The organism is Catenulispora pinistramenti (genome assembly GCF_018274385.1).
GTDB classification, from domain to species: Bacteria; Actinomycetota; Actinomycetes; order Streptomycetales; family Catenulisporaceae; genus Catenulispora; species Catenulispora pinistramenti.
In genome coordinates this window covers 1-21,991 of record NZ_JAAFYZ010000082.1, presented here as the reverse complement: position 1 = coordinate 21,991, position 21,991 = coordinate 1, and the positions used below count along the sequence as shown (strand labels likewise).

Sequence of the window (21,991 nt, the reverse complement as noted above, 5' to 3'; positions counted from 1 at the left end):
CGTTCCCGATCCGCGTCCAGCACGCCCTTGAATGCGCTGATGCCTCAGCTGGCGCATCAGCGCACGTCGGAGCGCGTGTCCGCGGATCGGTTCACGGGTAGATCCAGTCTGTCCGCTGTTGTGGTTCCCGCGCTACCAGATTTCACTCACATCTTCAAAATCATGTGTCACAAGCGGGTTAACGCAGATCGACCACAAGACATAGTCTTCTCAGGCATGTCGCCCTTTGCATACCCGCAGGCCGAACGCCTCGCGACGGCCGATCACCTACACGGCCGTGACGTACCCGATCCCTATCGCTGGCTGGAAGACCCCGAGGACCCCAGAACCGAGGTCTGGAGCGCCGAGCAGGACGCGTTGTTCACCGAGGCACGGCAGAGCTGGCCCGCGGTCCCGGCCTTCACCGAACGGCTGGGCGCGCTGATGGCGACCGGCGACGTCTCGCCGCCCTACTGGCGCGGCGGGCGCCGTTTCGTGACCCGGCGGCTGCCCGACCAGGAGCACGCGGTGTTGCTCGCGGTGGAGCCCGACGGCACCGAGCGGGTGCTGGTCGACCCGATGGCGCTCGACCCCTCCGGCACCACGACGCTGGACGGGTGGCAGCCGTCGGAGGAGGGCGACCGCCTGGCCTACCTGGTCTCCGAGGCCGGGACCGAGGAATCGGTCCTGCACGTCATCGACGTCGACACCCTGGAACGGCTCGAAGGCCCGATCACCCGCGCCAAGTACACGCCGGTGGCCTGGCTGCCCGGCGGTGAGGCGTACTACTACGTCCGCAAGCCGCATCCCGACACTGTGCCCAAGGGCGACGAGCAGTACCACCGGCGCGTGCACCTGCACAAAGTCGGGACCGACCCGGACGCCGAGGACGTCGAGATCTTCGGCGCCGGTCAGCCCAAGACCAACTACTACGACATGTCGGTGACCCGGGACGGCCGCTGGCTGGAGGTGAACGCCCATGCCGGGACGGCGCCCCGCAACGACATCTACGTCGCCGACCTGACCGCGAGCTCCCCCGAGCGCCCCGCCCTGACCCCGGTCCAGGTCGGGCTGGACAACCTGACCTCGGTGGACATCTGCGAGGCCGACTCCCCGCTGGCCGGCAGCGCCTTGCTGTGGACCGACCGGGACGCCCCGCGCCGCCGGATCTGCGTGGCGCCGACCGGCGACCTCCGCTACGAGAACTGGCGCGAGCTGGTCCCGGAGGACCCCGAGGCCGTCCTGGACTCCTACGCGCTGCTCGACGGTCCGGAGCTGGAGCGCCCGCTGCTGGTCGTGGCGCGCACCCGGCACGCGGTGGCCGAGTTGTCTCTGCACGACGCCCGCACCGGCGAGAAGGTCGCCGACATCCCGCTGCCGGGTCTGGGCACGCTGGCCGGGCTGAGCACTCGGCACGGAGGCGGCCACGAGCTCTGGTTCGGCTACACCGACTTCACCACCCCGGTACAGATCCACCACTTCGACGCCCGCACACGCCAGACCACCCTGTGGGAGCGCCCGCCGGCCGAGGTGGAGATCCCGGAGGTCCGCACGCGGCAGGTCACCTACCCCTCGAAGGACGGCACCGAGGTCCGGATGTTCGTCATCGACGGCGGCGGCAGCGACAGCGGCACCGACAGCGCCGGCCCCAAGCCGACCATCCTCTACGGCTATGGCGGCTTCAACGTCCCGATGACCCCGGGCTACAGCGCGCGGATCCTGGCCTGGGTGCAGGCCGGCGGCACCTACGCCGTCGCGAACCTGCGCGGCGGGTCCGAGGAGGGCGAGCAGTGGCACCGCGCCGGGATGATGGCGAACAAGCAGAACGTCTTCGACGACTTCCACGCCGCCGGCGACTGGCTGGTCGACAACGGCGTCACCACGCGGGAGCAGCTCGGCGTCTTCGGCGGCTCCAACGGGGGTCTGCTGGTCGGCGCGGCGCTGACCCAGCATCCTGAGAAGTACGCGGCAGTGGTCTGCTGGGCTCCGCTGCTGGACATGATCCGCTACGAACAGTTCGGCCTCGGCGTCACCTGGAACGAGGAGTTCGGCACCGCCGAGGACCCCGAGCAGTTCGGCTGGCTGATCGCCTACTCGCCGTACCACAACGTGCACGAGGGCACCGTGTATCCGGCCACGTTGTTCCCGGTCTTCGACGGCGACAGCCGCGTCGACCCGCTGCACGCGCGCAAGCTGGCCGCCGCGCTCCAGCACGCCACCTCCGCCCCGATCACGGAGCGGCCGGTGCTGCTCCGCCTGGAGCGCGAGGCCGGCCACGGCGCCCGCAGCGTCTCCAAGACCGTGGGCGTCTACGCCGACATGTGGGCCTTCCTGGCCGCGCAGTTGGGGCTGGAAGAGAGCGCACCGGCCGTGTAACTCTGGGTCTTATGGATCTTCGAGTACTCACGGAACCGCAGCAGGGCGCCACGTACGACACCCTGCTGCGGGTCGCCCGCGCTGCCGAGGACCTGGGCTTCGACGGTTTCTTCCGCTCCGACCACTACCGGGCGGGCGGAGCGGCCGACGGGCTGCCCGGTCCCACCGACTGCTGGACCACGCTGGCCGGGCTGGCCCGCGAGACGACGCGGATCCGGCTGGGCTCGCTAGTCACCCCGGCCACGTTCCGGCTCCCCGGGCCGCTGGCGATCCAGGTGGCGCAGGTGGACCAGATGTCCGGCGGCCGGGTCGAGCTGGGCATGGGCGCCGGCTGGAACGGCGACGAGCACGCGGCGTACGGGATCCCGTTCCCGGACAACCGGTTCGACCACCTTGAGGAACAGCTCCAGATCGTCAAGGGGCTGTGGAGCACGCCAGCCGGCCAGACGTTCTCGTTCAAGGGTGAGCACTATGAGCTCACCGACTCCCCCGCGCTCCCCAAGCCGACGCAGAACCCGCATCCGCCGATCATCGTCGGCGGTCGCGGGCCGAAGCGGACGCCGCGGCTGGCCGCGATGTACGCCGCCGAGTACAACTCGAACTTCCGGCCGGCGGATCAGGTCGCGGAGAGTTATGTCCGGGTACGCGAGGTGTGCGAGGCAGTGGGCCGTGATCCGGACACCCTGACTCTGTCCGTGACCTTGGTGGTGGCCTGCGGAAAGACCGACGCGGAGATCGAACGGCGCGCTGAGGCGATCAGCCGGACGGCCGCGGCGAACCAGATCGTCCTGCGGCTGACTCCGGGGCAGCTCGCGGAGAAACTTGGCGAATATCACGCGATCGGAACGCGGCGCGTCTACCTGCGCACTTTCGACCTAGACGACCTCGACCAGCTCGAACTCCTCGCGGACGAAGTTCTTCCGCACGCGCGGATCCTCTAATCTGTCGATGTTTTCCTACGCCAATCGCACGAGTCCGTGAGGCCCGAACCAGTGTCCGCCGCAGTCTCCCTCATCGCCGCCGCGCACAAGTCACTCGCGTCGGGCGGTCCGAGCACGCCGCCGACGGATCCGAGCACGCCGCCGCCGCCGGATCCGACCGGCGACCTGACGACGAAGGTGGTCAAGGCGAGCAACTGGTTCAGCGACCACTCCGGCGTGATCATCTCCGACACGATCGCGATCGTGTCGATCATCATCGTCTCGCTGCTCATCCGGAAGGTCACGCTGACCTTCATCCGCCGCACGGTGGAGAAGGCCGCGATGCGCGCGGAGTCCAAGCCGGGCCGGTTCCTGGAGAACGGGCTGCTGATGGGCGCCGAGCGCCGGATGCAGCGCACCCGGGCCCTGGGCGGGGTGCTCGGCAGCATCGCCAGCGTCACCATCATGATCATCGCGGCGCTGATGATCATCCAGCAGCTGCACATCTCCACCGGGCCGATCCTGGCCTCGGTCGGCGGCCTGTCGGTGGCGATCGGCTTCGGGGCCCGGGACGTGGTCACCGACCTGCTGGCCGGGATATTCATGATCATGGAGGACCAGTACGGGGTCGGCGACTTCATCGACGCCGGCGATGCCAAGGGCACCGTGGAGGAGGTCGGGCTGCGGGTCACGCAGCTGCGCGACATCGACGGTGTGGTCTGGTACGTGCGCAACGGCACGATCAAGCGGATCGGCAACCAGTCCCAGGGCCACGCGCGCGCCATCGTGGACGTGCCGGTCTCCTACACCGAGAACCCGCAGCGGGTCCGGGACGTCATGGTCGAGACCGCGCACCAGCTGTTCGAGGACCCGATGTGGAAGGACAGCTTCCTGTCCGAGGCCCCGACCGTGGCCGGCATCGAGTCCATCGAGGGCGACCACATGATGATGCGCGTCAGCATGCGCACCGCCCCGCGCAAGAGCTCCGAGGTCGCGCGGGAGCTGCGCTCACGGCTGCTCGCGGCGTTCGACGAGACCGGGGTGAAGGTCGGCGTGACCGCGGCCAGCGGGACCAACGGCGCCGAGGACGTGGTTTCCATCGTGCCGCAACCCGTGAAGGGTCCATCGACCGGTTGACCCCGGGGTTCAACCGGTAGCACCTCATGGCGGGACCCCCTCGGGGGCCACTGTGGAGGCATGACCACAGCACTGCGCGTCAAGGGACTGCGCAAGAACTACGGGGACGCCGCGGCTCTCGACGGCGTCGATCTGGACGTCGCCGCCGGCGAGATCTTCGCGCTGCTGGGACCGAACGGCGCCGGCAAGAGCACCGCCGTGGAGATCCTGGAGGGGCTGCGGTCCCGCGACGGCGGCGAGGTGTCGGTACTGGGCGTGGACCCGGCCGCGGCGGACTACCGGTGGCGGGCCCGCATCGGGGTCGTCCTGCAGGAGGCCCGCGACTTCACGATGCTGCGGGTCGGCGAGGCCGTCCGGCAGTTCGGCGCCTACTACCCGACGCACCGCGATCCGGACGAGGTGATCGCGGCCGTCGGGCTCACCGAGCAGACCCGGACCCTCACCTCCAGGCTGTCCGGCGGCCAGCGGCGCCGGCTGGACGTGGCGCTCGGCATCGTCGGCGGCCCGGAGCTGCTGTTCCTGGACGAGCCGACCACCGGCTTCGACCCGGCCGCCCGGCGGCAGTTCTGGGAGATGATCCGCTCGCTGCGCACCGCCGGGACCACGATCCTGCTCACCACGCACTACCTGGACGAGGCCGAAGCCCTGGCCGACCGGGTCGGGGTGCTGGCGAAGGGCCGGCTCGTGGAGGTCGCCTCGCCGGAGCGGCTGGGCGGCCGGGACCACGCCCAGGCGATCGTGACCTGGGACGAGGACGGCCGGCGCTGCGAGGAGCGCACCGCGGAGCCGACTCGCTTCATCGCGGAGCTCTCGACGCTGTTCCGGGGCGAGATCCCGGGGCTGTCGGTGGTGCGGCCGTCGTTGGAGGACATCTATCTGGGGCTGATCGGGTCGCAGGAGACCGGATCGCCCGAGGCCGGACCGCAAGAGACCGCAAAGCCGGAGGGAAGCGCGCGATGAGTGCCATGACGTCGGGACAGACAGTCGAAACGGTGGGGGCCGTGACGGGGACGGGGACGACTGACGATGCGGGCCGGCAGCGGGCCCCGTGGAGCGAGGTCTGGCGGATCGGCCGGGTCCGGATGCGGGTCGAGGTGCTGCAGCTGACCCGCAACACCGGGCTGCTGATCTACACCTTCGCGCTGCCGGTGGTGATGCTGCTGCTGTTCGGGTCGATCTTCCGCGGGAAGATAGCCGGGACCGACGCGACCTACCAGCAGGTCTACGCGACCGGGATGATCGGCATGTGCGTCATCAACGGCGCGCTGCAGAACCTGGCCTACCAGGTGGCCACCGAGCGCCACACCCGGGCGCTGAAGCGGCTGCGGAGCACGCCGATGCCCGCCGTGTCCTACTTCCTCGGCAAGGTGGCCTCGGTGCTGGCCGCGACGCTCGCGCAGGTCGCCGTGATGCTGACGGTCGGGGTAGCGGTGATGGGGCTGCGCCTGCCGACCTCCCCGGGCCCGTGGCTGACCTTCACCTGGGTGCTGCTGCTCGGCTGCACCGCGTGCAGCCTGCTGGGCATCGGGCTGAGCGGGCTGATCCGGTCCGAGAACGGCTCGGCGGTCGTGTGGCTGCCGATCATGGTGTTGCAGTTCATCTCCGGTGTGTTCATCGTGTTCTCGACCTTGCCCAAGCCGGTACAGGAGATCGGGGCGGTGTTCCCGGTGAAGTGGCTGTGCCAGGGCATGCGGTCGGTGTTCCTGCCGGACTCGTTCAAGTACTCCGAACCGGCCGGGTCCTGGGAACACGGACGGCTCGCCCTGGTGCTGACCGCCTGGTGTGTGGTCGGCTTGGTGATGTGCCTGAAGACGTTCACGTGGCGGGGAAGGGACGACGGGTGATCCAGCCCGTCGAGGCGGTCGGGCCGAACGGCCCGGCCGCCCTGAGCGCGTCCTCGGCGTCCCCGGCGTCCTCCGGACCGGAGGACCCCGAGCCCGGGCGGACACCGGCCCCGGCCCTGGACACCGTCGAGGAGGACCGCCGCGAGTCCTACCGCTCCTGGCAGCGGATCGCCCGGATCTGGGCCGTCGCCTGGCACTTCGGGCTGACGGTCGGCGTCATCCTGGTCGCGCTGGAACACGGGCCGGTGTGGCTGTACTTCGCGCTGGCCGGGATGTCGGCGTCGTACCTGCTGCTGGAGTATCCCTGGCTGCTCGACCGCCGCGGCCGCCGGGCCGTCTACGCCCACTTGGCCATCGTGTGCACGCTCTCGTTCGCCATCGTCTGGGGCGACCCGAGCCTGACCTTCATGGCACCCATCGTGCTGTCCCAGTTCTCCCCGCTCACCGGGTTCCGGCTGCGCGGTATCGGGTTCCTGGCGGTGCTGGCGGCGCTGTTGAGCCTGCCGATCGCCCTGCGCGACGGCGTGTCCTGGGGCAGTCTGGCGGCCTGGGGACTGACCGCCGGATCGGCACTGCTGTTCAACCTCTTCATCGGCGGTTTCTTCGTCGAGATGCTGAGCGACAACGATCGGCGCGGCGACCTGATCCGGGAGCTGGAGGCCACCCGGGCCGAACTGGAGCAGGCGCACCACGCCGCCGGGGTGCTGGAGGAGCGGGAGCGGCTGGCCCAGGAGATCCACGACACCCTGGCGCAGGGCTTCACCAGCCTGCTGATGCTGGTCCAGGCCGCGGAGGCGACGCTGGACAGCGATCCGGACACCACCCGGGAGCGCCTGGAGCTGGCCGCCAGGACCGCGCGCGAGAACCTGGCCGAGGCCCGGGCCCTGATCGGCGGCGACCCGACCGCCGGGCTGCCGCTGGACACCGCGTTGCGGCGGGCGGCGACCCGGATAGGCGAGGAGCTGGGCATGGCCACCGCGGTCGACATCGGCGGGAACCCGCGGCCGCTGACCGCCAACGTGCAGGTGGTGACGCTGCGGGTGGCGCAGGAGGCGCTGGCCAACGTCCGCAAGCACGCCCGGGCCGATACGGTCACGCTGTGGCTGACCTACGGCACCGAGCGGCTCACCCTGGCCGTCGAGGACGACGGGGTCGGGATGGCCGAGCAGTCGTGCGACGGCTTCGGGATGCGCTCGATGCGCAAGCGGGTCGAACAGGTCGGCGGCGAGCTGACGATCACCAGCGCGCCCGGCGCCGGGACGCGGGTCGAGGCGGAGGTGCCCTATGAGTGAACCGCGAGCGGGTCTGCGGGTCCTGATCGTCGACGACCACCCGGTGGTCCGCGCCGGGCTGACCGGCATGCTGGCCGCCGAACCGGACCTGGACGTGGTGGCCGAGGCCGCCGACGGGGCCGAGGCCGTGCGGCTGGCCCTGGAACTGGCGCCGGACGTGGTGCTGATGGACCTGCGGATGGCCGGCGTGGACGGCGTCCAGGCCACCGCGCGGCTGGCCGCCGAGGCCCCGGCCATCAAGGTGCTGATCCTGACCACCTACGACACCGACGCCGACATCGTCCGGGCGGTCGAGGCCGGGGCGACCGGCTACCTGCTCAAGGACACCCCGCGCGCGGACCTGGCCGAGGCCGTGCGCGCCGCCGCCCGCGGCGAGACGGTCCTGGCCCCCGCGGTGGCCGCCAAGCTGGTCAGCCGCATGCGTCAGCCCGCCGCGCAGCCGCTGACCCCGCGCGAGCGCGAGGTGCTGGCCCTGGTCGCCCGCGGCCTGGCGAACGCCGAGATCGGGCGCGAGCTGTTCATCAGCGAGGCCACCGTCAAGACCCACCTGGTCCGGGCGTTCGGCAAGCTCGGAGTGGACGACCGCACGGCGGCGGTGACGAAAGCGATGGCCCAGGGGTTGTTGTAGCCATGACCCCTGAGGAAGCGAAAGCCACCTTCCTGGCCCGGCCGCACGCGATCCTGGCCACCGCGGACGCCTCAGGCGTCCCTCATCTGGTGCCGGTAGTCTTCGCCGCGGTCGGCGAAGCTCTGGCACTGGTGGTGGACCACAAGCCCAAACGCTCCACCGACCTGAAGCGGTTGCGGAACATCCAGGCGAACCCACACGTCTCCTTATTGACGGAGCACTACACCGCCGACTGGAGCGTTTTGTGGTGGGCCCGCGCCGACGGCACGGCCCACGTCAGCCCGCTGACGCCGGCGGTGCTGGCCGCGTTCGAGCGGAAGTACCCGCAGTACCGTGCGATGCCTCCGCAAGGCCCGGCGATCGCCGTGACGGTCGCCAAGTGGTCCGGCTGGACGGCCTGATCTGTATAGCTGCTCAATCGCCATAGCCTGATCAATCGCCGCCGCGGAGGGAAGACTCTTGACGGGCGGGGTCGGGACCGCTAACCTGCCTTTTCGTTAGTAAACTTTCCTAATAGATGAACGAAGACGCCGGGAAGCGGGGAGGAGAATGCCGCCGTGGCCAATCCTGACACCACCCCCGGTACCCCCCGCCTGCTGCGGTCCATCAACGACCGGTCGGCTCTGGAACTGCTCCTGGAGCACGGTCCGCTGACCCGCACCCGGATCGGCGCGCTGACCGGGCTGTCCAAACCCACCGCCAGCCAGCTCGTGGACCGGCTGCTGACCGCCGACCTGATCGTGCCGGCCGGCACCGCCGCCGGCGGCCCCGGACCCAGCGCACAGTTGTACGCCGTGAACCCCGCTGCCGCACACGCCGGCGGAGTCGACGTCACCCACACCCGGGTCACCGCCGCGGTCTGCGACCTGACCGGCGAGGTGATCGGCGAGTTCGAGGTGCCGGTGGTCGGGCGCACCGCGGCCGGCAGCGTGGAGCGGGTGCGCGACGCCCTGCACGGCGCCGCCGAGGCCGCCGGGCTGAACCCGGGGGCGGTGCGGCACGTGGTGATCGGCGTGCCCGGCGCCCCGCATCCGGAGACCGGCCAGCTCGGCTTCGCCCGCGACCTGCCCGGCTGGCACGGCGGCAACCTGGCCCGGCTGCGCGAGCTGCTGGGGGTGCGGGTCGAGGTGGAGAACGACGTCAACCTCGCCGCCATCGCCGAGCAGCACCTGGGCCAGGCCCGGGGCTCGGAGAACTTCGTGGTGCTGTGGCTGGGCAACGGCATCGGGCTGGCGATCGTGCAGGACGGCCGGTTCGTGCGCGGCGCCACCGGCGGGGCCGGCGAGATCGGCTACATGCCGGTCGCCCTGGACCCGGCGGACCCGCTGGCGCACACCGCCAAACCGGTGAAGAACACCTTCCAGAACATCGCCGGCCGCCCCGCCGTCCTGCAGCTGGCCCGCGAGCACGGCATCCGCGTCGACGACCATTCCGAGGCGGTGCGCCGGGCCGTGGAGACCGGCAACGAGGCGATGCTGACCACCCTGGCCGGACGCGCGGCGCGCGGGCTGGCCCCGGTGCTGGCGGTCCTGGACCCCTCGCTCGTCGTCCTGTCCGGCGGCACCCTGCGCGCCGGCGGCGACCTCCTCAAAGACCTGATCACGCACGAGCTGCACGCGGTCGCGGTCCCCCGCCCCACGCTCGCGGTGTCCACCGTGGAGGGCAACCCGGTCCTGGCCGGAGCCATCCACGCGGCGCTGCGGACGGTGCGCGAAGACCTCTTCAACCGCGGGGTGTAGCCGGGCATTGGAGACACGGACCGGGACAGGAGTCTGATATGAAACTCGCGGTTGTCGGCGGTGGGTCGACGTACACGCCGGAGTTGGTCGACGGGTTCGCGCGGCTGCGCGACACGCTGCCGCTCACCGAGCTGGCGCTGATCGACCCGGCCGCGGACCGGGTGGAGCTGATCGGCGGGCTGGCCCGCCGGATCTTCGCCAAACAGGGCCACCCGGGCATCGTGAGCACGCACACCGAACTGGAGCCGGGGGTCGAGGGCGCGGACGCGGTGCTGATCCAGCTGCGGGTCGGCGGACAGACGATCCGGAACGTGGACGAGACCTTCCCGCTGGAGTTCTGCTGCGTCGGCCAGGAGACCACCGGGGCCGGCGGCTTCGCCAAGGCCCTGCGGACCGTGCCGGTGGTGCTGGACATCGCCGAGCGGGTCCGGCGAATAGCCCCGCAGGCCTGGATCATCGACTTCACCAACCCGGTCGGGATCGTCACCCGCGCGCTGCTGGACGCCGGGCACCGCGCGGTCGGGCTGTGCAACGTGGCCATCGGCTTCCAGCGCCGGGCGGCCGCGCACCTGGGGGTGGAGCCCTCGCGGATCAAGCTGGACCACGTCGGTCTCAACCACCTGACCTGGGAGCGCGGGTTCTATCTGGACGGCGAGGACTTCCTGCCGAAGTACCTCGGCGAGTCGCTGGAGGAGATCTCGCACGACATCGAGCTGCCGGCCGAGCTGATCCGCCGGCTCAACGCGATCCCCTCCTACTACCTGCGCTACTTCTACGCCCACGACATCGTGGTCAAGGAGCAGATCGACCAGGTCGCCAAGGGCGAGAACCGGGCCAAGGCGGTCGCGGCGGTGGAGGCCGAGCTGCTGGCGCAGTACGCGGATCCGGCGCTGGACACCAAGCCGGAGGCGCTGAGCAAGCGTGGCGGCGCGTTCTACTCCGAGGCCGCGGTCGAACTGCTGGCCTCGCTGCACGGCGACCTCGGCGAGGAGCTGGTGGTCAACGTCCGCAACGCCGGCACCTTCCCGTTCCTGGCCGACGACGCGGTGATCGAGGTCCCGGCGATCGTCGACGCCTCCGGGGTCCGTCCGGCGCCGCTGCGCGCGCCGATCGAGCCGCTGTACCGGGGCCTGATCGGACACGTTTCCGCCTACGAGGAGCTGGCCGTGGCCGCGGCGATCAACGGCGGCGTGGACCGGGTCCGCACCGCGCTGCTGGCGCACCCGCTGGTCGGGCAGGCGGACCTGGCGGACAAGCTGGCCGACTCGCTGGTCGCCAAGAACCGTGATTTCCTGCCGTGGGCGTGAGTCGGGCGGCCGTCCTGGCGATCGACGGCGGGAACAGTAAGACCGAGGTGGCGCTGGCGACGGCGGACGGGACGGTGCTGGCCTGCGTCCAGGTGGGCGGGTTCACGCCGCACCTGGACGGGGTGGGCGGGGCCGTCTCGGTGGCCGCGGCCGGCGTGGCGCTGATCCGCGCCGAGCTGGGCCTGGCCGCCGACGAGCCGCTGGCCGAACTGCTGGCCGCCTACGTCGCCGGCGCCGACTTCCCGGTCGAGGTCGAGGCGCTGAGCGCGGAGTTCGCCGGGCGCGGCTGGGCCGAGCGGACCGTCGTCGACAACGACTCGTTCGCGCTCATGCGGTCGGGGACTTCGCGGCCCTGGGGTGTCGCGGTGGTCTGCGGCGCCGGCATCAACTGCGTCGGCATCGCCCCGGACGGCCGGCACGCGCGCTTCCCGGCGCTGGGCACGCTGTCCGGCGACTGGGGCGGCGGCCCGGGCCTGGGTGAGACCGCGCACTGGTACGCGGTGCGGGCCGAGGACGGCCGCGGCGCGCCGACCGTGCTGCGCAAGGCGGTGGCCGAGTACTTCGGCTGCGCCTCGATGGCCGAGCTGGTCGAGGCCATCCACTTCGGCCGGATCGCCGAAGACCGGTTCGGGGAGCTGGCGCCGCTGGTGTTCGAGGTGGCCGGGCTCGGCGACGAGGTGGCGCTTTCGATCGTGGAGCGGCTGGCCGACGAGGTGTGCGCGTGGGCGTTCGCCGCGATGGGCCGGCTGGACCTGATGGACGCCGAGGTCGAGGTGGTGCTCGGCGGCGGGGTGCTACGGGCGCGGCAGCCGTTGCTGACGGCCGGGATCCAGCGGCGGTTCGCCGAGCGGGCTCCGCGCGCGGTGCTCACCGTGGCGACCGAGCGGCCGATCCACGGGGCGGTGTTGCTGGGGCTGGACGAGTTGGCCCGGCGGTAGGCGTCGCAGCTGCGGTGGTTGTACGGCCTCGGCGCTCATGCGCCGGGTTCGTCTCCTGAGATGACTGAGGTCCCTGTCCTGCGACAGGGACCTCAGTCATTCGCTTGTCTTACCTACCGCTCATCGTCCCGGTGGGCTCAGACGAGCGCGGCGTCCAGGGTGATGGACGGCACGCCGGCCAGCGCCTTGGAGACCGGGCAGTTGGCCTTGGCGTTCTCGGCGGCGGACTGGAAGTCCTCAGCGCTCAGGCCCGGCACCGAGGCCCGGACCACGAGCCGGATGGCGGTGATGCCCTCGCCGGGCTGGAAGTCGACCTCGGCGTGCGTGTCGACGTTCTGCGGCGGGGTGCCCGCGCCGGCCAGGCCGTGCGAGAGCGCCATCGAGTAGCAGGTGGCGTGCGCGGCCGCGATCAGCTCCTCGGGGCTGGTCTCCGCCGCGGTGTCGGTGGCGCGCGACGCCCAGGTGACGTCGAAGGTGCCACTGTGCGACGAGGCCAGCGTGACGTTGCCCTTGCCGTCGAGGAGGCTCCCCTCCCAGTGGGTGTCGGCCTTGCGCGTAGTCGCCATAGATGTCCCTACCTTCTACCTTGCAGTCGAAAGCTTCCGACGCGATCCTCTCACGCAGCCCCCGGGCGTGCTCAGTCCGTCCGTTTGAACACGTACACGTTGTCGGCGGGGTCGGCGAACACCTGCTGGTAGTCATAGCCGGGGTGCCGGGCCAGGACGAAGTCCAGCGCCGAGGGCTCTCCCGCCCAGCCCGACCGGTCTATGTCGAAGGCCTCGTAGTCGGGCGGGACGACGATGTTCGAGTTGCCGATCCACAGCGCGTCGGTGCGGGCCGCGAGCGCCGGCAGCATGGCGACCGTGGTCTCCACGGTCACCCCCGACGGGACCAGCGCCTCGGCCCGCTTGATGGCCTTGGCACGCGCGCTGGGGAACCAGGTCTCGTGCTGCCACAGGTCGTTCAGGGGGAAGGACTGGGTCAGCGCGACGGCGATCCCGAGCATGACGACGGCGCCGTGCCGGAGTTGGGCGTCGCCGATGGTGCGGAGCCAGGTCTGCGGGCGGCCGTCGTCGTCACCGGCGGCCTTGAGGTCATCGGCGGCGGCCTCGGCGGCGCGTTCGCGGGACTCCTTGATCAGGATCAGGCCGTGGATCGCGGCGGCGAAGACCACGACCATCGGGACGACGCTGTAGTGGAAGTCCGTGCCCCAGTAGGACGGCATGACGTTGACGAAGCGGGCCACCAGCGCCGGGACCGCGAGCAGGACCAGCGGGGAGCGCAGGGCGACGAAGGCGACCGGGAGCAGCGTCATCAAGACGGTGCGCTCTTTGACCCCGATGCCGTTCATGAACTGTCGCGGGACACAGGTGACGAGCTTTCCGAGGCCGGTGTGAAGTTGGGGATTGAGGCAGCCGCCTTCGTTCCAGTACTCGTAGACACCGTTCGGATTGAAGTGCGGTATGACGACCTTCACGAGCAGGGAGGTCGTGAGCACACCCAGCGCGACGCCGGAGACGAGGACCGCTCCTTGGGTCACGATGCGGCCCGAGAAGCGGGCACGGACCAGGACTATCGCGATGATGATCGGGACCAGGAGCGCGAGGTCTTCTTTGACGAAGAGGAGTGGGAGCGCCCACAGGATGGTCCGGCGGTAGTCCCTGCGTATGTACGCGCAGAGGCTGAACGCTATAGCGGGGACGGCGAAGGCGACCTCATGGAAGTCGAAGTTCGCCGCCTGGACGACTCCCCAGGACAGTCCGTAGGCGGTCCCGATTGCGTACCCCTGATAGCGGCCCAGGAAGTCGATGGCGGTCCTGGTGAGCGGGACGGCCGCGAGGGCCAGGAGTAGGGACTGCGCTACCAGGAGGGTGACCGGGGTGGGGAAGACTCTGAAGAACGGGCCCAGGAGCATCAGGATCGGGTGCCAGTGGTCGCCGAGGAGATCCATGCGCTCGCCTCTGATGGCCACCATGGGTGCCTGGAAGTGCGCGTAGTCGCGGACTGCCTCCGTGAATATGCCGAGGTCCCAGGACATGGACTCGCGGCGTTCGTAGCGGAGTATGGCGATGAGGGCGTAGAGGACGAAGGCGCCCGCGGCGATGAGCCAGGGGGCGAAACGTGCGATTATGACCGGCGGTCCGTCTCCCTCGACTTCCGCGGAAACCCGGGGCATAGGCAGCCTGGGCAGGCGGAGACCGGTGGGCACGGGCGCGTTCTCGGGCGCGTTTGCGGGCTCCGTGAACCCCGTATCCAGCGCTTTTGATTCCCCCGGCATGGATGAAGCATAGAACCCGCCCTCTGAACGATGGGAGAATGGCCGCGTGAGTGATCGCGAGGAACCCGTCACGTTCTACGAGGCGGTCGGCGGCGCGCCGACCTTCCGCAAGCTGGTCGCGCGCTTTTATGAGGGCGTAGCGACCGATCCCCTACTCCGGCCGATGTATCCGGAGGAGGACCTGGGCCCCGCTGAGGAACGCCTGCGGATGTTCCTGGAGCAGTACTGGGGTGGCCCGACGACCTACTCGCAACAGCGCGGGCATCCGCGCCTGCGCATGCGCCACTTCCCGTTCAAGGTGGACCCGGCGGCGCGCGACGCGTGGCTGACCCACATGCGGGTAGCCGTGGACGAGTTGGAACTGCCGCCGCTGTACGCCGCGGAGCTGTGGGACTACTTGCTCCGCGCCGCGCACAGCATGGTCAACTCCGAGTAGATCAACGCTGAATCGTCCGGATGATCCGAGTAGTCGGAACGGTCCGAACAGAAAACCGCTCGTGGCGCCGCTCCGCAGCGGTTTAAGGTCGGCGCCATGGACGAACGCACCTTCCGGGTCATGATCCGCGGCTCCTTCGACGCCCTGACGGACGAGCAGCGCGCGGCCCTGCTCGCCGAGGCGGCGGAGCACGACGTGCTGAACGCGGCGTTCACCCCGGAAGGCCGGCTGACCTATGACCTGTCGATGCGGCCTTTCTTCACCTTCCGCTACCTGGAGCACGGTGAGCGCGAGGAGGACATCGTCGCTGCCGGGGAGCGTGCGCAGGCCAAGGCGGAGCTGTGGCTCGGCGAGCGCGGGTACGGGTACAAGAGGCTGAAGGTCAGCGCCGAGGACATGGCTTTGATGCCGTTGGCGAAGCGGCAGCGGAAGGCTCAGGCTGCGGGGTAGGGCGGCGCGAGTTGCCTCACATGCGGTGGTCGGCGCGGGTTCGCTGCGGCGTGGGAGGATTCGCGGCGTGAGCTGCTGCTGGCGGTAGGTTCTTATGATGAGTGGCTACTTTTAGCCACCAAGTAGCAACTCTTCGCATGGCATCGTTTGTCTAGTTTGAGGTGATGCGTTCCGCACGTCACCGCAAGCTCGTCCACCCCGACCGTCGACGCCCGCTGGCTATCGCGTCCGGCGCCGGCGTGCTGCTGGCATTGGCCGCCGTGGCCACTCCCGCAGCCGCCGCACGGCCTGGCGCTCCCATCGCCGAGGCACACCAGGCTGTCGCCGCCAACACTGGCGACGCCGCCACTGCCGCCGCGCCCGATCTTCTCGCCGCGCGGATGCACCCTGCGGCTGCCGCGCCTGTTGCGCCCGTTGCGCCTGCCGCAGCGCCGGAAGCCGCACCCACTCCCCCGCCCGCCCCGAAGCCGACCCACGTATCGCCCCTGCCCGGCGCGCGTGTGACCGCCACCTTCGGCAGCAGCGGCGCCAACTGGAGCAGTGGCAAACACACCGGTCTCGACCTCGCCGCACCGCACGGCACCCCGATCCGGGCAGTCGCCGACGGCACGGTCGTCTCCGCCGGCTGGGCCGGACCTTATGGCCTGCGGACCGTCGTGAAGCACGCCGACGGTACGTCCACCGCCTACAACCACATGTCGCGCGTAGCCGTTTCAGGGGGCTCCATCGCGGCCGGGCAGACCGTCGGCTACCTCGGTTCCACCGGAAACTCGACCGGCCCGCACCTGCACTTCGAGGTCACGACCGGCGACGGCGCGCTCATCGACCCGCTCGGCTGGCTTCGCGGCAAGGGCGTCACGGTCTGACCGCGGCTGTGAGCAGGGGTAGTCGCCTAGCGCGCTGCTCGCATCAGCGCCTGTCTGCGCCTGTGAGCGCCTGTGAGCACGCGTCAGCATCCGACAACCCGCCAACACCCGTCAGCACCCGTCGGCACTCCCCGCGCCGCCGGGATCCAGCCCCGCCACCGACTTCACCAACTCCGCGAAGCCCTCCGTCCCCAGCGGCTCCACCGCGCGCTCGCGCAGCGCCCCGAGGAAGGTGCGGATCGCCTCGCTGGCGACCTCGAGCCCGTGGTCGGTCAGCGTCACCAGGATCACCCGGCGGTCGGCGGCCGAGGGGGCGCGCTCGATCAGCCCGGCCTCGGCGAGCCGGTCGGCGACCTTGGTGGTGCCGGCCGTGGAGAAGCCGAGGATCCCGGACAGCTGGCTCATCTTCGCCGTGTACTCGGGGCTGCTGACCAGGTACCACAGCGCTTGGAAGGCCGAGGGTGACACACCGGTGCTGGCCTCGACGTCGTCGAGCAGCCGGCCGTTCAGCCGCCGGAACGCCCCCTGGAGCTGGTTCCACTGCCGCAGCAATGCCAGGTCCGCCGTCGAGGGGCAGGCCCCTTCTCCCACGCTGTGCCCTTCCGTCCCACTCACGTTGACCAGGATAGGCCACCGAGCTACTATCTCGCTAGTTAGCTAATTGCTGGCGAGAAGATTGCGCGCTACCTATCTGCGCACGTCCGCTACCTGTGTGGGAGCCCGTCATGAGCGAGAAGTGGATCCTCGATCCCGCCGGCCACGAGGTGGCCGTCCGCAACAAGACCTTCTGGGGGCTGGTCACGGTCCGCGGCGTGTTCCAGACCGTCCACGCCGAGGGCGTGCTGGCCGAGGACGGGACCGGCGAGGGCACCGTGACCGTCGACGCCGGGTCACTGAACACCCGGCTGGGCAAGCGCGACGACCACCTGCGCTCGGCCGACTTCTTCGACGTCGAGCACCACCCGACGTTCCAGTTCGTCGTCGACCGGATCGGCCCGGTGACCACCGACAGCGCCGAGGTCGAGGTCCGGGGCACGCTGAAGGTGCGCCAGACCGTCCGGCCGATGACGTTCCTGGCACACGCCGACCGGCACGGCGACAACGTCACGCTGACCGCGACGATCCCCTATGTGCGCGCGGACTTCGGGATGACGTGGAACCAGCTCGGCATGATGGCCGGGAAGGGCGAGATACGGGTCAAGCTGCGGTTCACGCGGGAGGGATGAGCCCGCGGGAGGGATGAGGCTGGCCGGGGCGACGGAGTTGGGCCTGGTCAGCTGGCTGGCGGTGCGGCTGGGCTACGTCTGGTCGGTGTGGCAGGACCCGGTCGGTGTGGCAGGACCCGGTCGGTGTGGCTGGACTGAGTCTGGTCGGCTGGTCAGTGTGGTTGTGCTGAGTCTGGTCAGCCGGCCAGCAGTCCGGTCCCGGTCCGCACCACGACGGTCCCGAACGGCGCGTCCAGCCGCAGCCACCGCCCCGCCGACCGCACCACGACCGACGCGGACTGTGCCTGTCCGAGGAACGCCATCGCCCGGGCGGCGTGCGCGGCCCGCACCGACAGCCCGAAGGACAGCGGCCGGTCCCAGATCTCCGCGGCCAGGCCGTCCACGGACGCCCGGGTCCGCTCCCGGTCGGGAATCGCCTCGGCCCGCTCCTTGAACTCGGCGATCCCGGCCAGCGCCGCGGTCTCCACCTCAGCGACCGGCAGCTCACCGGTCGCCTGCCAGCCGACGCGCGGCGGCAGGAACCCGGTCCAGGCGGTCGCCCCGGCCAGCGGGCGGGGCAGGGCCAGCGAGCCGTCGTCGGCGATCGCGTGGAGCAGGTCGCCGGCCGAGACGGTGATGTCGATGGAGTCGGTGTCGGTGATGCCGGTGCTGTCGATGTCGATACTGGTGATGTCGATGCCGATACCGGTGCTGTCGATGTCGGCGCCGGTCACGGCCTCGCCGGGGCCCAACGCGACCGTGCGCAGCGTCAGCACATCGAACGGCGGCTGCCCGTAGACCCCGACCGCGGACCCCGAAGCCACCACCCGCACCGCCGCGGCCTTGTCGAACCGCAGCAGCCGGCTCAGGTATCCGCCCAGGTCGGCGGCCTCGGCCGGACCGGCCAGCAGCAGCTCCGACACCCGCGCGTTCATGCCGCCGCCGGGGTGTAGTACTCGCCGAGGTAGTCCTTCTCCATCGGCGACAGCCGCCGCGGATAGCCACCCGCGATGTCGAACGGCACCAGCACCGACGAGGCGATCGCGTAGACCTGCTCGTCGTCGCGCACCTCGTAGGCGACGGTGAACTTCGCCGTGGCGATGGCCGTCACCCACACCTCGACCCGCACCGGCTCGGGCCGGTAGACCAGCGGGCGCTTGTATTCGATCTCGTGCTTGGCCACCACGGTGCCGAACGTGGCGAACCCCTCCACCCCGGCCTCGGAGGCGCGGCGGAACATCCAGTCCACCCGCGCCTCCTCCAGGTAACGGAGGTAGACCACGTTGTTGACGTGCTGGTAGGCGTCCATGTCGGACCACCGCAGCGGGCACAGGTAGACGTGCCGCCGCCCCGGCCCTTGCGGCGCGGGGGGCGGCGATGGCGCCTTGCGGGACGCGGAGGCGGTCGGCGCGCTCGTCGGCGTGCCCGTCGTGCCCGTCGTCCTGCTCGTCTCGGCGGTGCCGGTCATCAGTCGCGCGTCAGCTTCCGGTAGGTGGCGCGGTGCGGACGCAGCGACTCCGGGCCCAAGCGCTCGGCCTTGTTCTTCTCATAGCCCTCGAAGTTGCCCTCGTACCAGAACCACTTCGAGTCGCCCTCCCACGCCAGGATGTGCGTGGCGACCCGGTCCAGGAACCAGCGGTCGTGGGAGATGACCACGGCGCAGCCGGGGAAGTCCAGCAGCGCGTTCTCCAGCGAGGTCAGGGTCTCCACGTCCAGGTCGTTGGTGGGCTCGTCGAGCAGCAGCAGGTTGCCGCCCTGCTTCAGGGTCAGCGCCAGGTTCAGCCGGTTGCGCTCACCGCCGGAGAGCACGCCGGCCGGCTTCTGCTGGTCCGGGCCCTTGAAGCCGAACGCCGAGACGTAGGCCCGTGAGGGCATCTCGACCTGGCCGACCTTGATGTAGTCCAGGCCGTCGGAGACGACCTCCCACAGCGACTTCTTCGGGTCGATTCCGGAACGGCCCTGGTCGACGTAGGAGATCGAGACGGTCTCGCCGATCTTCACCGACCCGCCGTCCGCCTGCTCCAGGCCCACCATGGTCTTGAACAGCGTGGTCTTGCCCGCGCCGTTCGGACCGACGACGCCGACGATGCCGTTGCGCGGCAGCGTGAAGGACAGATCGTCGATCAGCACCCGGTCGTCGAAGCCCTTGACCAGGTCGGAGACCTCGATCACGACACTGCCCAGACGCGGGCCCGGCGGGATCTGGATCTCCTCGAAGTCGAGCTTGCGGATCTTGTCCGCCTCGGCCGCCATCTCCTCGTACCGCGCCAGTCGCGCCTTGCTCTTGACCTGGCGGGCCTTGGCGTTGGAGCGGACCCACTCCAGCTCTTCCTTCAGCCGCTTCTGCCGCTTGACGTCCTTCTGGCCCTCGACCCGCATACGCGAGGCCTTGGTCTCCAGGTACGTCGAGTAGTTGCCCTCGTAGGGGTAGGCCCGGCCGCGGTCCAGCTCCAGGATCCACTGGGCGACGTTGTCCAGGAAGTACCGGTCGTGGGTGACGGCGACCACCGTGCCGGCGTACTTCTCCAGGTGCTGCTCCAGCCAGTTCACCGACTCGGCGTCCAGGTGGTTGGTGGGCTCGTCGAGCAGCAGCAGGTCGGGGGCCTCCAGCAGCAGCTTGCACAGCGCGACCCGGCGCTTCTCACCGCCGGAGAGCACCTTGACGTCGGCATCGCCGGGCGGGCAGCGCAGGGCGTCCATCGCCTGCTCGATCTGCGAGTCCAGCTCCCAGGCGTTGCGGTGGTCCAGCTCGTCCTGGAGCTTGCCCATCTCGGCGAGCAGCTCGTCGGAGTAGTCGGTGGCCATCTGCTCAGCGATCTCATTGAACCGCTTGAGCAGGTCCAGGGTCTCCTTGACGGCCTCCTGGACGTTCTCCAACACATTCTTGGACTCGTCGAGTGGGGGCTCCTGCAGCAGGATCCCGACGGAGGCGCCCGGCGCGAGGTTGGCGTCACCGTTCGACGCCGTCTCCAGCCCGGCCATGATCTTCAGCACGGTGGACTTACCCGCACCGTTCGGACCGACGACGCCGATCTTCGCCCCCGGCAGGAACGACAGGGTCACGTCGTCGAGGATGACCTTGTCGCCGTGGGCCTTACGCGCCTTGCGCAGGGTGTAAATGTACTCCGCCATGACCTAGAGCTTAGTTGCCGCGGGTTAATGGTTATGACGCCTTCACTCGGAAGGCGGGGGTGTGACGGGGGTCACGGCGGGTGTCAGGGTTCTTAGTTTGGGGGTGGGGTGGGTTCGCGGTCGGGTTTCGGGTTGGGTTTCGGGTCGGGTTTCTGGCCAGGCTTCGGCCGGTTTTCGGGTCAGGTTCCCGGCCGGGTTTCGGGGGTTGCTTGCTGTGCGTTTCAGCAGGTCGGATGCGTGGCCCGGTTGCGCGAACCGGTTGCGCAGGTCGGTTGCGCGGGCCGCCCGCGTTTCAGCAGGCCAGCGGATCGGCGAGCCCGGCGTCCGCCGGACGCGCCCGCGACATCCCGCTGACGTCCACGCACCCACCCTGCGCACCGGCGGTGCGTGCGTAGACAGCGACGAAGTCCCGCGCCGAGGGACTGAAGTAGCGCTCGGCGGGCCGGGGGTAGTCGCCCCACTTGAAGGGGCGCGGATCGCCGGCGTTCGCGGAGGAGTCGTACGCCATGAACGACGGCCAGCTGATGTTGATGTCCAGCTCCATGGCCCGCACCGCCCCGGCCCGCTGCAACGCGGTGGCCAACGAGCGCGGCGACATCGTCGGCCCCAACGCGAAGACAACATCGCCGGCAGCCGTGACCCCGACCCCGGAGCGACGGACATAAGTAGCGCCGCCGTCGGTGACACCCCAGGTGAACAGCGAGTCGATGTCCGGAGCGATCCGACCGCCGTCGATCATCAACTGCCGCTGCTGACGCACACCGACGACATCGGAGTCCAGCTTCACATCCCGGCCCCACACCCCGACCGTGAAGGAACCATCCTTCCGAAAGACCTCGGCCGCGACCCCGGGCACGAGGGGACCGTACTGCTTACCGTCGAGGTAGAAGCCACCCTCGGAATCGCCCATGAGGAAGCCACCATTCCACGTGGCGACAAGCCCATCACGCCGATCGCGCGGCAGCATATCCGGCTGCGACCAACTCCCACCGGGCTGCGAATACCCGGGATGCAACTCGAAGCGAGCCGCCGACTGCTTGATCCAAGCGATCGCCACAGGCGAGGAGCTACCAGCGGCATGCAGGAGCGTCCCCTGCACAACGGGCTCCCCACGCGAGTCGGCAGTAAGGACGCGCCACTGCCCCTCATCAGGAAACGCACGATCGCCAGGCGCGACAAGCGGAGCCTGAAGCGGATACGTACGCTGCGGCACCACCCGCGAGGCAACAGGCTGCGCAAGGCGAGGCGGCATCGCGGCACCCGCCGCGATCGACTGCCCGGACGACGCCACATGCCGCGCCGCCACCGCCCCGGTCACCGCCGCACCCACGGCGGCACTGACCGCCACTACTGGAATCCATCGCGCTCGACCGCGCTTCATGTCGCCCACTGCGGTGTTTTGCCCTGGGGAGCGGGCGGGCAGACGGCGCCGAATGGCTGATGTGGGGGCGAGGCGAGTGGGGG

General features: G+C 70.2%; 22 protein-coding genes. 15 read left to right on the top strand and 7 right to left on the bottom strand.

The genetic code is table 11. The annotated features are described in order from the left end of the window. Positions 1-216 precede the first annotated feature (216 nt). From KGQ19_RS23310 to KGQ19_RS23260, 11 genes are all read left to right on the top strand, one after another. Positions 217-2,355, top strand: coding sequence for a prolyl oligopeptidase family serine peptidase (locus KGQ19_RS23310; RefSeq protein WP_212011485.1), 2,139 nt, complete (start codon positions 217-219; stop codon positions 2,353-2,355). Between the two features lie 11 nt (positions 2,356-2,366). Further along, positions 2,367-3,296 (top strand): LLM class F420-dependent oxidoreductase, encoded by a 930-nt coding sequence (locus KGQ19_RS23305; protein WP_212011483.1) that lies wholly within the window; start codon positions 2,367-2,369, stop codon positions 3,294-3,296. A gap of 51 nt (positions 3,297-3,347) precedes the next feature. After that, positions 3,348-4,412: a mechanosensitive ion channel family protein gene (locus KGQ19_RS49875; protein ID WP_212011480.1), complete on the top strand. Its 1,065-nt coding sequence runs from the start codon at positions 3,348-3,350 to the stop codon at positions 4,410-4,412. A 60-nt stretch (positions 4,413-4,472) separates the two neighbouring features. Beyond that, entirely contained in the window at positions 4,473-5,372 is a 900-nt protein-coding gene (locus KGQ19_RS23295) for an ABC transporter ATP-binding protein (protein WP_212011470.1), read from the top strand. 32 nt (positions 5,373-5,404) lie between these two features. After that, complete coding sequence (locus KGQ19_RS23290; RefSeq protein WP_307856489.1) at positions 5,405-6,256, top strand: ABC transporter permease; 852 nt, start codon at positions 5,405-5,407, stop codon at positions 6,254-6,256. Beyond that, positions 6,253-7,548 carry a sensor histidine kinase gene (locus KGQ19_RS52015; protein ID WP_212011466.1) on the top strand — a complete coding sequence of 432 codons (1,296 nt, stop codon included), beginning with the start codon at positions 6,253-6,255 and terminating at the stop codon, positions 7,546-7,548. The genes KGQ19_RS23290 and KGQ19_RS52015 overlap by 4 nt, the downstream gene beginning before the upstream one ends. After that, complete coding sequence (locus KGQ19_RS23280; protein ID WP_212011464.1) at positions 7,541-8,176, top strand: response regulator; 636 nt, start codon at positions 7,541-7,543, stop codon at positions 8,174-8,176. Before KGQ19_RS52015 ends, KGQ19_RS23280 begins: the two co-directional genes overlap by 8 nt. A 2-nt stretch (positions 8,177-8,178) precedes the next feature. Then, positions 8,179-8,577: a TIGR03668 family PPOX class F420-dependent oxidoreductase gene (locus KGQ19_RS23275; protein ID WP_212011456.1), complete on the top strand. Its 399-nt coding sequence runs from the start codon at positions 8,179-8,181 to the stop codon at positions 8,575-8,577. A 156-nt stretch (positions 8,578-8,733) separates the two neighbouring features. After that, entirely contained in the window at positions 8,734-9,915 is a 1,182-nt protein-coding gene (locus tag KGQ19_RS23270; protein ID WP_212011454.1) for an ROK family transcriptional regulator, read from the top strand. A 38-nt stretch (positions 9,916-9,953) separates the two neighbouring features. Continuing rightward, positions 9,954-11,222: a 6-phospho-beta-glucosidase gene (locus KGQ19_RS23265; protein WP_212011452.1), complete on the top strand. Its 1,269-nt coding sequence runs from the start codon at positions 9,954-9,956 to the stop codon at positions 11,220-11,222. Further along, on the top strand, positions 11,213-12,160 hold the full coding sequence (locus KGQ19_RS23260) for an N-acetylglucosamine kinase (protein ID WP_307856488.1): 948 nt from the start codon (positions 11,213-11,215) through the stop codon (positions 12,158-12,160). The genes KGQ19_RS23265 and KGQ19_RS23260 overlap by 10 nt, the downstream gene beginning before the upstream one ends. A 137-nt stretch (positions 12,161-12,297) precedes the next feature. Here the strand turns inward: KGQ19_RS23260 and KGQ19_RS23255 are convergent, their stop codons facing one another. Continuing rightward, the gene (locus tag KGQ19_RS23255) at positions 12,298-12,726 is read right to left on the bottom strand and encodes an OsmC family peroxiredoxin (RefSeq protein WP_212011450.1); all 429 of its coding nucleotides are present in this window, start codon (positions 12,724-12,726) and stop codon (positions 12,298-12,300) included. Between the two features lie 71 nt (positions 12,727-12,797). Then, positions 12,798-14,336, bottom strand: a complete 1,539-nt coding sequence (locus KGQ19_RS23250; RefSeq protein WP_212011448.1) for a DUF2079 domain-containing protein — start codon at positions 14,334-14,336, stop codon at positions 12,798-12,800. A gap of 148 nt (positions 14,337-14,484) precedes the next feature. Here KGQ19_RS23250 and KGQ19_RS23245 point away from each other — a divergent pair, with 148 nt between their 5' ends. From KGQ19_RS23245 to KGQ19_RS23235, 3 genes are all read left to right on the top strand, one after another. Beyond that, positions 14,485-14,874, top strand: coding sequence for a globin (locus KGQ19_RS23245; protein ID WP_212011446.1), 390 nt, complete (start codon positions 14,485-14,487; stop codon positions 14,872-14,874). 96 nt (positions 14,875-14,970) lie between these two features. Then, positions 14,971-15,324, top strand: a complete 354-nt coding sequence (locus KGQ19_RS23240; RefSeq protein ID WP_212011444.1) for a DUF6204 family protein — start codon at positions 14,971-14,973, stop codon at positions 15,322-15,324. 164 nt (positions 15,325-15,488) lie between these two features. Further along, on the top strand, positions 15,489-16,190 hold the full coding sequence (locus tag KGQ19_RS23235; RefSeq protein WP_212011443.1) for a M23 family metallopeptidase: 702 nt from the start codon (positions 15,489-15,491) through the stop codon (positions 16,188-16,190). Between the two features lie 111 nt (positions 16,191-16,301). Here the strand turns inward: KGQ19_RS23235 and KGQ19_RS23230 are convergent, their stop codons facing one another. Continuing rightward, positions 16,302-16,805: a MarR family winged helix-turn-helix transcriptional regulator gene (locus KGQ19_RS23230; protein WP_307856487.1), complete on the bottom strand. Its 504-nt coding sequence runs from the start codon at positions 16,803-16,805 to the stop codon at positions 16,302-16,304. 110 nt (positions 16,806-16,915) lie between these two features. On the opposite strand from KGQ19_RS23230, the gene KGQ19_RS23225 reads away from it, so the two are divergent. Beyond that, positions 16,916-17,416 (top strand): YceI family protein, encoded by a 501-nt coding sequence (locus KGQ19_RS23225; RefSeq protein ID WP_212011441.1) that lies wholly within the window; start codon positions 16,916-16,918, stop codon positions 17,414-17,416. Positions 17,417-17,592: 176 nt separating this feature from the next. On the opposite strand, the gene KGQ19_RS23220 is transcribed toward KGQ19_RS23225, so the two are convergent. From KGQ19_RS23220 to KGQ19_RS23205, 4 genes are all read right to left on the bottom strand, one after another. Beyond that, the gene (locus tag KGQ19_RS23220) at positions 17,593-18,330 is read right to left on the bottom strand and encodes a DUF8185 domain-containing protein (protein WP_212011439.1); all 738 of its coding nucleotides are present in this window, start codon (positions 18,328-18,330) and stop codon (positions 17,593-17,595) included. Next, a complete protein-coding gene (locus KGQ19_RS23215) occupies positions 18,327-18,728 on the bottom strand; it encodes an acyl-CoA thioesterase (RefSeq protein WP_368862151.1) in 402 nt (133 codons plus the stop codon). The genes KGQ19_RS23220 and KGQ19_RS23215 overlap by 4 nt, the downstream gene beginning before the upstream one ends. Positions 18,729-18,862: 134 nt before the next feature. Beyond that, positions 18,863-20,527 carry an energy-dependent translational throttle protein EttA gene (ettA, locus tag KGQ19_RS23210; RefSeq protein ID WP_212011435.1) on the bottom strand — a complete coding sequence of 555 codons (1,665 nt, stop codon included), beginning with the start codon at positions 20,525-20,527 and terminating at the stop codon, positions 18,863-18,865. A gap of 292 nt (positions 20,528-20,819) precedes the next feature. Beyond that, positions 20,820-21,437 carry a hypothetical protein gene (locus tag KGQ19_RS23205; protein WP_212011433.1) on the bottom strand — a complete coding sequence of 206 codons (618 nt, stop codon included), beginning with the start codon at positions 21,435-21,437 and terminating at the stop codon, positions 20,820-20,822. Positions 21,438-21,991 lie beyond the last annotated feature (554 nt).